The sequence below is a fragment of the Dickeya sp. CFBP 2040 genome (assembly GCF_012273755.1).
In the GTDB taxonomy this organism is placed as follows: Bacteria; Pseudomonadota; Gammaproteobacteria; order Enterobacterales; family Enterobacteriaceae; genus Dickeya; species Dickeya poaceiphila.
The window spans coordinates 100,669-114,417 of the sequence record NZ_JAAVXH010000074.1 but is presented as its reverse complement, the minus strand read 5'-3'; the positions used below and the strand labels follow the sequence as shown (position 1 = coordinate 114,417).

The window sequence follows — 13,749 nt, the reverse complement described above, 5'->3', positions numbered from 1 at the left end:
GTATGATCCAGACCAGTCAACGCGACCCCGCCACGGCGGTTTACCGTGCCACCGTTCAGGCTGGCGACTACTGGCTACACCGAATCGACGCTGGCCAAACGCTGCGTATCACCGACCTCGAAGGCAATCAGGCCGCTGATACTCTGTTCTACAACGCCGACGATACCGCCGAGCGCTACAGCATGACCGATACCCTGCGCGGTCAGCGCAATGTCTTTCTCACCACCGGCAGCGTGCTGCGCTCCAATGAGGACCGCCCGATGCTGGAAATCGTGGCGGATACCTGTGGCCGTCACGACACCCTCGGCGGTGCCTGCGCGACCGAGAGCAACACGGTGCGTTACGATCTGGAAAAACGCCATATGCACGCCTGCCGCGACAGTTGGATGCTGGCAGTGGCGCAACACCCGGAATACCACCTGACCAAACGCGACATCACCCACAACATCAACTTTTTTATGAATGTGCCGGTGACGCAGGACGGTGGGCTGACCTTCGCCGATGGTATCTCCGCGCCGGGAAAATACGTGGAAATGGTAGCGAAAATGAACGTGCTGGTGCTGATCTCCAACTGCCCGCAACTCAACAACCCCTGTAACGGTTACAACCCCACGCCGATCGACATCGCCGTCTGGTAAACACGGCGAGACGACACACATCGGGAATAGCGACGCGCGGGACGACCCGCAACACGCGTCCAGAACAGCGCAGGACGACCTGCCCGTAAGAGACTCGGTCATGTTTGAGCGTGTACTGATTGCCAACCGTGGCGCTATTGCGGTGCGTATTATCCGCACCCTGAAGAAAATGGGCGTGCGAGCCATCGCGGTTTACGCCGAAGCGGACCGCCATTCGCAGCATGTGCGTCAGGCGGATGAAGCCTGGTCGCTGGGCGATGGTCCGGTGCGCGATACCTACCTGGATCAGGACAAATTACTGCACATCGCCGCTCAATGCGGTGCGCAGGCTATTCACCCCGGCTACGGCTTTCTGAGTGAAAACGCCGGTTTTGTTACCCGCTGCGAACAGGCGGGACTGATATTTCTTGGCCCGACCGTCGCGCAGATGACCGCGTTCGGCCTCAAGCATCAGGCACGGGCGCTGGCAGAGCACAACGACGTGCCGCTGCTGCCCGGCAGCGGCCTGCTCACCTCGCTGGACAATGCCTGCGAACAGGCGCAGCGCATTGGTTATCCGGTGATGTTAAAGAGCACCGCGGGCGGCGGCGGCATCGGTATGCAGCGCTGCAATGACGAAACCCAACTGATCGATGCCTTTACCCGCGTAAAACGACTGGCGGGCAACAACTTCGCCGACGACGGCGTCTTTCTGGAAAAATTCATCGCCCACGCCCGCCACATTGAAGTGCAGGTATTCGGCGACGGTCAGGGCAAGGTGATTGCCCTTGGTGAACGCGACTGCTCCGCCCAGCGCCGCAACCAGAAAGTAATTGAGGAAACCCCAGCGCCCCGTCTGAGTGACAGCGTGCGCGCCGAACTACAGGCTACCGCCATCCGGCTGTGTCAGGCGGTCAACTACCGCAGCGCAGGCACGGTCGAGTATGTCTACGACGACAGCAGCAAGCAGTTCTGGTTTCTGGAGGTCAACACCCGCCTGCAAGTCGAGCACGGCGTGACCGAGATGGTGTACGGCGTCGATATCGTGGAATGGATGGTGGCGCTGGGCGCGGGTTGCCTGCCGCCACTCCACACGCTTATCGCCACACCTCGCGGCCACGCCATTCAGGTGCGATTGTACGCCGAAGACCCGGCCAAACAGTTCCAGCCATGTGCCGGATTGCTGAGCCACGTCCGTTTTCCAGACACGCTGCCCGGTCTGACCTTGCGCATCGACCATTGGCTGGACAGCGGTAGCGAGGTGTCGCCATTTTATGACCCGATGCTGGCAAAAGTCCTCGTGCACGGCGACAGCCGGGACGCCGCGCTCGACGGCATGACACAGGCGCTGAACGCCACATCGCTGTACGGCATCGAAACCAATCTTGACTGGTTACGCCACCTGCTGACCCTGCCTGAGGTCAGAGGCGGGGAAATCATCACCGCAACGCTGGGCGGCGTCGTCTGGCAACCCGCGACGCTGGATGTCCTTGGCGGCGGCACACTCACCACCGTGCAGGATGCCCCTGGCCGCACCGGTTACTGGCACGTGGGCGTACCGCCTTCCGGCCCGTTCGACACCCGCTCCTTCCGACTCGGCAACCAGTTGCTGGGCAACGCGCCGGACGCCGCCGGGCTGGAGATCACCCTGCGCGGCCCGACCCTGCGCTTCAACCACGACTGTGCGTTCGTTATCACCGGTGCCGCCATCGACGCCCGGCTGGATGATGTTCCACTCATCGGCTGGCGGACTCATCACGCCCGCGCCGGACAAACGCTCACACTCGGTGACATTCAGGGCGCGGGGTGCCGCAGCTACCTGCTGCTGGCAGGCGGTCTGGCCTGCCCGACCTATCTGGGCAGTCGCAGTACCTTTACGCTCGGCAAATTCGGCGGCCATGCCGGGCGGGCCTTGCGCGCAGGCGACGTGCTGCATCTGGCCGCCCCGGCGCTGCCAGCCACAGGGACCGCTTTGCCTGCCCCCGACTGGAACACTCACTGGTCATTACGGGTCATTTACGGCCCACACGGCGCACCAGACTATTTTACTCCGCAAGACATCGACACCTTTTTCGCCGCTGACTGGCAGGTGCATTACAACTCCAGCCGTACCGGTATCCGGCTGATTGGACCCAAACCCGAATGGGCGCGAACCGACGGCGGCGAAGCCGGGATGCATCCCTCGAATATCCACGACAACGCCTATGCCTTCGGCACGGTGGACTTTACCGGCGATATGCCGGTTATTTTAGGGCCGGACGGTCCGTCACTCGGCGGATTCGTCTGCCCGGCCACGGTGATCCATGCCGATTTGTGGAAACTCGGCCAGCTAAAAGCAGGCGACAGCATTCGCTTTGTCCCCGTCACGCTGGATCAGGCCGATGCGCTGGCGCGTGAGGCGGAGTGCGCTATCTCCACCGGTCGCCCGGTCACGGAACAGGCTATCGTCCCCTGTTGCCCGTCGCCGGTACTGTATCGCCGTCCCGCGCAAGGCGTTCGTCCATCGGTCACCTGCCTCGCCGCAGGCGACCGCTTCCTGCTGCTGGAGTATGGCGAACACCGGCTGGATATCGCCCTGCGTTTTCGCGTGCACGCGCTGATGCAGTGGCTGGAACAGCACCCCCTGCCGGGCGTGCAGGAGCTGACGCCGGGTATCCGCTCGTTGCAAATTCATTTTGATAGCCAGCAATGCCCACGCAACGCGCTACTGGCTCACCTACAGCAGGCGGACGACGCGCTCGGCGACCTGCAGCACGCCGCCGTTCCCTCCCGCACCGTATGGCTGCCGCTCAGTTGGGACGACGATGCCTGCCGCGAAGCCATCACTCGTTATACCCAATCGGTCAGACCCGGCGCCCCCTGGTGCCCCAGCAACATCGAATTCATTCGCCGTATCAACGGGTTGGATTCAGTGGAGCAGGTCAAAGACATCGTCTTCAGCGCCCGCTATCTGGTGATGGGGCTGGGCGATGTCTACCTCGGCGCGCCAGTCGCCACCCCGCTCGACCCACGCCACCGGCTGGTCACCACCAAGTACAACCCGGCCCGTACCTGGACGGCGGAAAACTCGGTCGGCATCGGCGGCGCTTATCTGTGTGTATACGGCATGGAAGGCCCCGGCGGCTATCAGTTCGTGGGCCGCACGTTACAGATGTGGAACCGTGATCGACAAACCGACGCTTTTCGTCAGCCCTGGTTGCTGCGCTTTTTCGATCAGATTCGCTTTTATCCGGTCACCGCACAGGAACTGCTGGCCATCCGCGAGCGCTTTCCGTGGGGGGATTACCCGTTGCGTATTGAAGAAGGGGAGTTCCGTCTTGCCGACTATCAGCAGAGCCTGATGGACCAGCAACCGATGATCGAGGCGTTTTTGCAACAACGCCAGCGGGCATTCGATGAGGAACTGGCACGCTGGCGCGCCGACGGCCAGTTCACCTTCGACAGCAGCCTACAAGAGACTGCCAGCGACGATGAGGTGATTCCGGCTAACGGTTACGGCGTGGAAAGCCAGGTGGCGGGCAGCGTGTGGCAATGGCTGGTTGCCCCCGGCGACAGCGTCAGCGCCGGACAAATCGTCGGCATTCTGGAGTCGATGAAAATGGAAATTCCCATTACCGCACCGGTCGCCGGTGTTATTCATACGCTGCATCGTCAACCGGGGCATCAGGTGCAGGCAGGGCAGTTGCTGATGGTGATCGAACCGGCTGACGCCTGATCGCTGATAACTGTCATCTTACCGTCTTATCCGGCTGGCCTGCGCCAGCCGGTTGTTTTTGTACGGAATTACAGTAACGATATCGCCAACGAATTCAGGCAGGAAACAGCATAAGAAAGATGAAAATCAGAGCAATGGTGTGGTGGATACTGATTCTCTTCCCCGCGGTAACCTGGGCCGATTACCGGGAATGCAACATTGCCAACGGACAGGTCATCTCCTGCGGTCCGTGGTTTCAGGGTTCTGCCCCGATTCTGCAAAACGGCGAATACCGGAAATGCACCATCGCCAACGGCAGAGTGACATTCTGCGCAACCTGGTATCAGGGCAGCACTGTGGTGTTGAAAGAGGGCGCTTACCGCGAATGCAACATCGCTAATGGCAGAGTAACGTTTTGTGGAAAGTGGTATCAGGGGAAAGCCGTAGTGGATACACTTAACTAATTCAAGTTGCAGGGCAACACGCCTGCAACTTAAATTTTGTCGGGTATATTGCTCCAACGGCATTAATAACACCGGTCAAAAAGTCTATGTGCAAAACCTGCGGCTTCCCGCATTGCATTGAATGACAGAAAAAATATTACCCTCTTTCATCGGAAAACATCTTTCCTGCTAATCGAATTATTTAGGGTATATCGTGGTAATTCTTGCCGTGGAAATTGTAATTTCTCAGCGCAACAAAGAAACAATACCGCATTAAAAAACATACCACGAAATATATTTGTCATTATTTTTCAGAGATATCTGAGGATGTCGCCACCTTTAATTCCCGCTGCTTTTCAGTAGAATCGCTCTCTGATCAAGAGAAGTCTGAGTACATTAATCTTCCACAGTATTTCCCAATAACGTTTAAATCTGCCCTTGCATGGTTAACAGATTATTTATAGTGAATGTCATTTCTGGGATGTGTGACAACAGGTAAAGGTACTTTACGAAATCGCATTTTTAATAAGTGCATGGTGGCATTAATGAATTTTCTTTCTTTCGAGTTCTCCTTTTTTTTCCTCATCTTGTTTTTGATTTACTGGCTTTTTTCCCCCTGGATAAAAATACAGAACCTGATTCTGCTGGTGACAAGTTATGGCCTTATGCTGCTCTCCAGCTGGCAGTCTCTGACGGTACTGTTGTTGTTTAGTGTTTGTGTGTGTTTTCTTTTACAGCTGGCGAAACATACTGAATTCAAAAAGCTCTCCATTCATTTGTTAATGTTTTTTACTGTTATTTTCTTCGTGATGTTTAAGTATTACGCAAGCTTGCGTGACGATTTGCAAGCGACACTCAGTGAGCATCATATTGCGGTCACGCTTCCTGTGCTGAATGTGCTGCTGCCTATTGGTTTATCATTTTATATAGTTAATGCCGTCAGCCTGGTTGTGTCAGTTGCAAAAGGAGAGATAAAGCAAAGTAGTATTTTTAATACGTTGCTTTATCTGAATTTTTTTCCCACCATTCTTTCCGGTCCAATTAACCGGGCAACCCGATTACTGCCCCAGATAGAGGCAAAACATTCACGTCAGTTAACAGAATGGCCACGGGCCTTGTTTCTGATTGCGCTGGCAATCGCTAAGTTATTCTGCTTAAACGAATGGCTGGATGATAACTATGTGTCATCCGTATTCATGGTGCCTGAAAATTACACTGGCTGGCAGTGTATATTGGCAACTTACGCATGGGCCTGGCAGATTTATTTCAATTTTTCCGGTTACACCAATCTGGTAACCGGGATTGCCATTTTGCTTGGCTTCCAGATAGATATAAATTTCTCACACCCTTATCTTGCTGAAAATATAAAAGATTTTTGGCATAGGTGGCATATCAGCCTGTCTTCATTTATTCGTGATTATATCTACATACCGCTTGGAGGAAGTCGCCGGGGATGGTGGCATACGCAACTCAACATTTTGATTGCAATGGCGTTGTCAGGTATCTGGCATGGCACCAGCATGACTTTTTTTATTTGGGGAGTGATACATGGAATAGGGTTGATTACTTATAATCTCTGGGTTAGCTATCGCCAGACTAAAAAAGTAATCCCAATACCCGGATTCATCGCGCGGTTATTAACCTTTCATTTCGTTTGTCTGGGCTGGATTTTCTTTAAGGCTGGCAGTGTACATGATGCGCTACACATGCTGGAGATTATTTCCAGCGCCAAAGTAGCACAATTGACGGTAGGCGATATGTGGGGCATTGCTGGCTTTATTGTTTTACTACTTATCTATCCATCATTAATCACACTGCGTGAAAACATCGCTAATATGTTGAAACGACTTGAATGGTATATGGTGCCTTTCGTGATCTTTTCATTTTTAGCATTGGTTTTCTTCTTTTCGCCTTCCGGCGTACCGGGATTTATCTATGCTAACTTCTGAATACCACACCACGTTGACTCATGCCGTTAAAAGCCTGCTGGTGATAGTGAGTTGTATGATTGGATTAATATGGCTGGATCAGCAATCAATCAATAGTTATTGGGAGCTGCATTTTCATACCAAAAGCCCGTGGGACGGCATCACCAGTCCATCATGGGTATACGGCGAGCACCTGATGAAAGCCTCGCAGGCAGCCAAAGATACCTTTGTAGAGAGCATGGCGACGCCTGAAGACAGTACACAGGATGACGCCGCTGTGCCGCTACGCCCTGCTGCAACCAAACCGCTCGCCCAGCGGGAAAAGCCGTTATCGTCCGCCGCGGCAAAAAACGCTGCCGCCGCCAAAGAACCGGCAAATAACATGGATGGTAATTCAGCTAACAGCGCCACGATTGAGGCTGGTCACGTGGTATTGAAAACCGGGCAGACCGTTCTTTTTATCGGTGACTCCATGATGGAGGGCGTTGCTCCTCACGTCATTAAAATGTTACGCGACCATTATAATGTGGCGGGTATTGATTTAAGTAAACGTAGTTCTGGCCTGACATATCCCCATTATTTCAACTGGCCGTTAACATTGGGCCGTGAGTTGGAAAAAAGGCAGAATATTGGATTGGTGGTGGTGTTTCTGGGAGCAAACGACCCTTGGGATATGCCACCCGGTAATGGCAATACCTTCCTGAGGTTCGAGTCGCCAGCATGGGAAAGTGCATATCGTGATCGTATTCGTCTGATACTGCATTTAGCTCATGAAAAACAGATTCCCGTTATCTGGATTTCGCCCCCGAATGTAGAGAATAAGAAGCTCAATCATGGGATTAATTATCTTAATGGGTTGTTTGAATCCGAAGTCACCGCTGAACATGAAATACTCATCCGGGCGAATGAGATTTTTGGCTATCAGGGTAATGCTTATTCCCCTGATATGGTGCAGGATAAGGTAAAAGTGCGTATTCGCACTAATGATGGCGTTCACTTCTCGGTAACTGGACAAAAAATGATTGCTGAACGTATTTTCTCGAAAATAAACGTAACGCCCGCCTTGCAGGAGGCCAATCATTACGATGCCCGATAAGGTGACAGACAAAATTGAGTATATGATGGCAATAATCATTTGCCTGATTCAGCTCACATCTTGTAGCCGGGAAGACCATGATATTTCCGGCGTCGCCACCACACTCACGACCGGAGAAAATACGGTTCAGTTAATCGATTATGGCGATCCAGGGTTGCAGCAACTCAAGCACAAATTGAGCCACAGCGATAAAGAAAAAATTCACATTCTGCAATTAGGTGATTCACATACCGCATCGGATTTTTTTTCCGGGCAACTGCGCCGTCATTTTAAGCAGCAGTATGGCGACGGCGGCGTCGGTTTTGTTAGCCCTTTAGCCATATCTGGAACCCGATTTGATAACGTCTTGTTCTCCATAGCCAAAGGCTGGAACATGATAACCAGCCGCAAAACCAGCAATGCTGGATTTACCTTAGGCGGTAATATCGCTACGCCACGTCAGGACAATAATGATGCGCAGCTGGCGGTGCGCGATACTGAGCCGACCTTTTCGATGCAAGCGTTATACCGTAATCAGGCGAACGGGAAGATACAGATCCAGAATCAGGCAGTTATGCTCCCCGGCAGCCAGTCCCAGTGGGTATTGAGCCAGCCAGTGACTGTCCAGTCTCCGGTCAGGTATTCGTTATCGCTTTCAGGAGGAAGCCAACTGGCCGGATGGCTGCTTTCATCCAATCACCGTGGCGGTGTCATGTTAAGTGCGCTGGGTATCAATGGCGCTCAGGTTTCTATGTTGGATAAATGGCGCGATAACTGGTTATCCACATTAAAAATATTGAAACCGGATATGGTAATACTGGCGTACGGTACGAACGAAGCCTTTGACCAACAGCTTGATATTCAACGTTATCGAAAAAATTATAGCGAACATATACGGGCTATCCGGCGTGTGTTACCCAATGCAGTTATTCTGCTGGTTAGCCCCGGCAGCAGCATCAGTAATAAAACTGGCGTATCCTGTCAGCAACAGCAATCCGTTGCATTAAAACCGGTTATTCAGGCACAGCGAGATATTGCCCGAATCCATCACACGCTGTTTTGGGACTGGTTTGATTACATGGGGGGAGACTGTGCCATTGAACGCTGGCAACAACAGGGCATTGCGCGCCCCGACCTGATTCACCTGACTCAGCAAGGCTATCAGCGTAGTGCTGACGCGCTATGGCGGCAGTTGGCGACATTGCTTCATACCACGTAGAAATAGCCGCTCATCTGATGGCTACCTGCCATTACTATTCTATTGCCTTATTATCCCCCCTGATAACGCCCCGGTTTATGCCAGTTCATCAGCATCGCGTTCATCGCCAGCGCACTGAGTGCTGACCACAACAACAGGTGAACCGGCATGGCTATCATGGATACGGCGAACACCAGCACATCGAGCAGCATCTGACTTTTGCCCGCGTTGATATTGAAACGTTTGTAGAGCCACAACGTCACCACGCCAGTGCCACCGACCGAAGCATTGTGGCGAGCCAGCGAGAGCACGCCCATACCGAGAAAGGTACCGCCCACCAACGCAGAAAACAGCGGGTGGACATAGTCGATGGTCAACAAGCCAGGCACCGCCTGGGTGGCAGCGCTCAGGGCGAGATTGACGATCAGTGTTTTTAGCGTAAAGGCACGCCCCATGCTGAAGTAGCAGAAAATCATGAACGGGATGTTGGCGAGGATAAACAGTACGCCAATCGATAGCGGAACAAAGTAGGACAGCAGCAAGGCGATGCCGGCAATCCCGCCGGTGATCATACCTGAGAGTTTGAGCAGATTCAGACCAAAGGCGATAAACATCACCCCCAGCACCAGGCCGTAAACATCATCTTTCAGGGTGTGAGCCAGCGCCGGTTTCTGGCCAGTTTCCGCTGTCTTGGGCAACGTAACAGAGTCTTTCAGCATGAAGCTATCTCATCAACTCGATGTCATCGGGTTTAGTCATAAGAAATGCATATATTTGCGGTTTTCATGACTGAACATTCATTAATGGCGTTCAAATTACCATTGTTCATGAGCAGCTCGCCAGTGTTGACGAAGTGATGGAGTGTCGCCTGATGTCCGGCAGTCACGATGTTATGTGGCGGACGGTGGCCGCCAGCCTGTCGGATATCGAGACACTCTTGCAAAAAACCGTTCAAAGTCTGAGGACTGCGTGATGTGCAATCCTCATTTTCACTGCGGTGACCGATTTACAAAACCGCGCTGCCGGTTAAGGCAACGGTATGACATCAGGCAGCAAATTCGCCGCTGGCAATCAGAAAATCAATCAACGCAGTCAGGGTTTTCAGGTCGTCAAACGCGATGTTGTGAAACAGCGCAATACGTAGCTGATTGCGCCCCAGCGCCCGGTAACCTTCAATGCCATGCACCAACCCTTGCTCGTCCAGATACTGGGTCAGTTTGTCTACGGAAATAGTATCCGCCACGTCGATGGTGGCGACGGTAGTCGAGCGAAACGCCGGGTCAGCCACATATGCCGATAAATAATCCCGCTCGCTGGCCCACTGATACAACAACGCCGCTTTAGCGACAGCCTGGCGTTCCACCTCGTCAAAGCCCAGCGCATTCATGCGTTTGACCTGTTCAGCGAACAGGAACAATGTCACCACCGCCGGAGTATTGTAAGTCTGCTGTTGTTCGCTGTTGCTCAGCGCCAGCTTCCAGTCTGCAAATGCCGGAATATAACGGCTGGGATCGGCGGCGATCTCCGCGATCCGCGCTTTAGCTTTCGGCGACAAAATAGCGACAAACAATCCGCCTTCACTGGCGAACACTTTTTGCGGCGAGAAGAAAAACACATCCACGCGGGAGAGGTCACAGGCGATTTGCCCCGCACCGCTGGTAGCGTCGATTGCCAGCAGGCAATCCTCGCCGACCACGGGTAAACGGGTGTTCATCACCCCAGTGGAGGTTTCATTCAGCGTGCAGGCCACCACATCCACGCCATCGGTCACAAAGGCGGTGTTGGCCTGACCGTATTCCACGGCAACGCTATCCGCCTGAATCCATGGAATCCGGCGCGAGGCTTTAAACCATTTGTCGGAAAACTCGCCGCAGGTGTGGTGAACAATACGCTTTCTGACCAGCCCAAGGCCGACCATATCAAACAGCACCGTGGCGCCGCCGTTGCCCAGCACGATGCTGTAACCATCGGGAACTGACAGATAATCCCGCAGCCCCTGCTGAATCTCGCGGCATAGCGCGCGCACGGGTTCCTTACGATGGCTGGTGCCCAGCAAATGCGGCCCCTGATCTTGTAGATGCGTCAGATCATCAAGTTGAATCAGCGACGGGCCGCAGCCAAAACGAGGATCAGATGGAATCAGTGCTTCTGGAAGGGTTATCGCCACATGTCTCTCCTTAGGTTCAGCATTGTTTTTCATGATGTTGTTTTTACGATGTGTTTTTTATGAGCATACGCAGGATGGAAGAAAAGCGGTATGACTATTTCCGCCTGCTGATGGTATCAGGTAAGGCCTCTCGTTATGGTCAGCGTTGTTCAGGCAAGCTCTCTGGTGGGATGATAAATCTTCAGCGTGAACAGAAGGAGTAAAGCTGTGTCAGTACAATGGAAGCAGGAAAACTATCAGGTTTCGACAGATCCGCGGCGGCTCGACCTGGATACCATTCACAATTACCTCACCACCTCCAGTTGGGCGGCAGGCATTGACCGGGAAACCGTTGCACTCTCTGTCGCCAACAGCCTGTGTTTCGGGTTGTATCATCAGGCACGACAGATCGGTTTCGCCCGCATGGTGACGGATTTCGCCACCTTCGGCTATCTGTGTGATGTGTTTGTGCTGCCCGCGCATCAGGGGACCGGGCTGGGGCGTTTTCTGGTGGAATGCACGCTAAGCCACCCGCGATTGCAGCGCCTGCGCCGTCAGTTGCTGCTAACGTCTACCGCACCGTGGTTGTACCAAAAAGTCGGATACGAGCCGATCAATCGCCAGGATTACGCCTGGACGCTTGTCCGCCGGGACATTTACAGCACAAGGACGACACCCTGATCTGATTCCGGCAGCGTTCTTCAGGCGCAGTGTCGGCGCAGCGGATTAAACGGATTATATGGTTGATAATCTCAACCATATGGCGACGCCTTGCCGCCCATCATTCACCCCCCCTTCAACCGCACGGATAAAACCTTGCCCATCACGCGGTACATTCTTAGCGATAATCGCGACAAAACGCCGCAAAATCGCGCACTGGCGTTTGACGTCACCAATCATGACGATATTCTGGAAGCCATTGAGAAAGTTCGGTTAACAGGGAGCTTGCCGGGCTAGTACGTTGCCGCGTTCTGCACCGGTCTGACGTTATCCGGCGAGGTCATATGACCTGGGCAAAGAAGACCTGCTCCAGAGCCAGGCTCTTGCATGTTGGGACGTTATGCTGCAACTAAAAGCGGGGGAAGAGGGCTTGATTTGCCGGGTCACGCCTCCCTGATGGCAGGGACTGCCAGTGAATATGAGTAAGATTCGGGCGTGCTTGCCGTTAGCAGTGCGCGGTTTTCCCCGTGTGCTCAAGTACGCATGATGATATTTCAATGGGAGAAACTAATTTATGCATCTGTATGCGCTGGTAGGTGATGTCGGTGGCACCAACGCACGTCTTGCCTTGTGTGAACTGGCGAATGGGCAGCTGTCACACAGCAAACAGTACGCGGTTCAGGAGCACGACAGTCTGGAAGACGCGATTCGTCTGTTTCTGGCAGAACACACCGATCTCATCATCAAAGAAGCTTGTATTGCTATTGCCTGCCCGGTAACCGACGACTGGGTAGAGATGACGAATCATCACTGGGCATTCTCCATCGACGCCATGCGGCAAAACCTGGGTTTTGAACAACTGTCGGTCATCAACGATTTTACTGCCGTCAGTATGGCGATTCCGGTCCTGAAGCCGGAAGATGCGATTCAACTGGGCGGCACAGCGCCAGTCGCTGATAAGCCGGTGGCGGTGTACGGTGCCGGAACCGGGCTGGGTGTGGCATACCTGTTGCCGGTGAACGGAAAATGGCTGAGCCTGCCAAGCGAAGGCGGTCACGTCGATTTTGCGCCCAATAGCGAAGAAGAAGACATCCTGTTGCAGGTGTTGCGTCAGGAGCTGGGGCACGTCTCTGCTGAACGTGTGCTATCCGGGCCGGGGCTGGTGAATATTTACCGGGCCATCGTCAAAGCAGACAACCGGGTGCCGGAAGCGTTGACACCGCAGATAGTGTCTGAACGCGCGCTGGCGCACAACGATGTTGACTGCCTGCGGGCGTTGTCGCTGTTTTGCGTGCTGATGGGGCGTTTTGGCGGCAACCTGGCGATGACGCTCGGCACCTTCGGCGGCGTCTATATCGCTGGCGGCATTGTGCCTCGTTTTCTGGAATTCTTCCGTAACTCCGGTTTTCGCAGCGCTTTTGAAGACAAAGGCCGTTTCCGCGATTACCTCGCCGACATTCCGGCGTTCATGATAACGCACCCGCAGCCGGGACTGCTGGGCGCTGGCGCTTATCTGCGTCAGGCGCTGGGGCAGACGTTGTAACCCGCGTTATCCACCCACCACCTTTCGTCTGGTGGTCACGCCGTCAGGTAACCCACAGGTTGCCTGACGGCAGGTATTCCCCTGAATGGGGTTAGCGTTATTGCAGCGGTGAGGCGGGTAAAGCAACGAGTTGCGTTTCCTCTACATTTTCGATCATCGCCATCTCAAATCCCGCCATATCGGCATGAAATGCATCGCTGGACATGTAAGCGAGCGTCGTTGCCTGAATGTCCACGCCATCGGCATAACTCACCAGCGCCACCACCTGGCGGTCATTCTCCTGCGGGCGAAAAACACCGTGTGTTGCGATGTGGAACAGTTTCAGGCTCTCAATGTGACGATACCAGATTTCAGCGTATTGGCTGGCCGCCGCCGCCGTTTTCAATGTGTAGGTTCTTAACTGGAAAACAGACATCATGACATCTCCTGAGTGTGTGGTGAGTAC

At 53.9% G+C, this 13,749-nt stretch carries 14 protein-coding genes; 11 read left to right on the top strand and 3 right to left on the bottom strand.

The features are described 5' to 3' along the window. Positions 1-2: 2 nt before the first annotated feature. The 6 genes from Dpoa2040_RS09890 (at position 3) to Dpoa2040_RS09865 (ending at position 8,976) form a co-directional block, all read left to right on the top strand. Positions 3-638, top strand: a complete 636-nt coding sequence (locus Dpoa2040_RS09890; protein WP_168641135.1) for an urea amidolyase associated protein UAAP2 — start codon at positions 3-5, stop codon at positions 636-638. Positions 639-738: 100 nt separating this feature from the next. Next, positions 739-4,332 carry an urea carboxylase gene (gene uca / locus Dpoa2040_RS09885; RefSeq protein ID WP_168641134.1) on the top strand — a complete coding sequence of 1,198 codons (3,594 nt, stop codon included), beginning with the start codon at positions 739-741 and terminating at the stop codon, positions 4,330-4,332. A 119-nt stretch (positions 4,333-4,451) separates the two neighbouring features. Continuing rightward, on the top strand, positions 4,452-4,775 hold the full coding sequence (locus tag Dpoa2040_RS09880; protein ID WP_168641133.1) for a hypothetical protein: 324 nt from the start codon (positions 4,452-4,454) through the stop codon (positions 4,773-4,775). Positions 4,776-5,299: 524 nt separating this feature from the next. Beyond that, positions 5,300-6,703, top strand: coding sequence for an MBOAT family protein (locus Dpoa2040_RS09875; RefSeq protein ID WP_042874128.1), 1,404 nt, complete (start codon positions 5,300-5,302; stop codon positions 6,701-6,703). A gap of 175 nt (positions 6,704-6,878) precedes the next feature. Then, positions 6,879-7,778: an SGNH family hydrolase gene (locus Dpoa2040_RS09870; RefSeq protein WP_246867278.1), complete on the top strand. Its 900-nt coding sequence runs from the start codon at positions 6,879-6,881 to the stop codon at positions 7,776-7,778. Between the two features lie 25 nt (positions 7,779-7,803). Next, positions 7,804-8,976, top strand: coding sequence for an SGNH/GDSL hydrolase family protein (locus Dpoa2040_RS09865; RefSeq protein ID WP_168641131.1), 1,173 nt, complete (start codon positions 7,804-7,806; stop codon positions 8,974-8,976). Between the two features lie 50 nt (positions 8,977-9,026). Here the strand turns inward: Dpoa2040_RS09865 and Dpoa2040_RS09860 are convergent, their stop codons facing one another. Further along, a complete protein-coding gene (locus tag Dpoa2040_RS09860; protein WP_168641130.1) occupies positions 9,027-9,674 on the bottom strand; it encodes a YitT family protein in 648 nt (215 codons plus the stop codon). 137 nt (positions 9,675-9,811) lie between these two features. On the opposite strand from Dpoa2040_RS09860, the gene Dpoa2040_RS09855 reads away from it, so the two are divergent. Beyond that, complete coding sequence (locus Dpoa2040_RS09855) at positions 9,812-9,928, top strand: hypothetical protein (protein ID WP_371810632.1); 117 nt, start codon at positions 9,812-9,814, stop codon at positions 9,926-9,928. A gap of 72 nt (positions 9,929-10,000) precedes the next feature. On the opposite strand, the gene Dpoa2040_RS09850 is transcribed toward Dpoa2040_RS09855, so the two are convergent. Continuing rightward, positions 10,001-11,122: an aminotransferase class V-fold PLP-dependent enzyme gene (locus Dpoa2040_RS09850; protein ID WP_168641129.1), complete on the bottom strand. Its 1,122-nt coding sequence runs from the start codon at positions 11,120-11,122 to the stop codon at positions 10,001-10,003. A gap of 59 nt (positions 11,123-11,181) precedes the next feature. Between Dpoa2040_RS09850 and Dpoa2040_RS09845 the strand changes: the two genes are divergently transcribed. From Dpoa2040_RS09845 to glk, 4 genes are all read left to right on the top strand, one after another. Beyond that, entirely contained in the window at positions 11,182-11,325 is a 144-nt protein-coding gene (locus Dpoa2040_RS09845) for a hypothetical protein (protein ID WP_155683844.1), read from the top strand. A gap of 4 nt (positions 11,326-11,329) precedes the next feature. After that, on the top strand, positions 11,330-11,782 hold the full coding sequence (locus tag Dpoa2040_RS09840) for a GNAT family N-acetyltransferase (protein WP_168641128.1): 453 nt from the start codon (positions 11,330-11,332) through the stop codon (positions 11,780-11,782). Positions 11,783-11,917: 135 nt separating this feature from the next. Beyond that, entirely contained in the window at positions 11,918-12,058 is a 141-nt protein-coding gene (locus Dpoa2040_RS18370) for a DUF3861 domain-containing protein (RefSeq protein WP_227983102.1), read from the top strand. A 277-nt stretch (positions 12,059-12,335) separates the two neighbouring features. Beyond that, positions 12,336-13,304: a glucokinase gene (gene glk / locus Dpoa2040_RS09830; RefSeq protein ID WP_168641127.1), complete on the top strand. Its 969-nt coding sequence runs from the start codon at positions 12,336-12,338 to the stop codon at positions 13,302-13,304. A gap of 97 nt (positions 13,305-13,401) precedes the next feature. Here glk and Dpoa2040_RS09825 read toward each other — a convergent pair whose 3' ends face one another. Next, on the bottom strand, positions 13,402-13,722 hold the full coding sequence (locus Dpoa2040_RS09825; RefSeq protein WP_016941601.1) for an NIPSNAP family protein: 321 nt from the start codon (positions 13,720-13,722) through the stop codon (positions 13,402-13,404). Between the last annotated feature and the right edge of the window lie 27 nt (positions 13,723-13,749).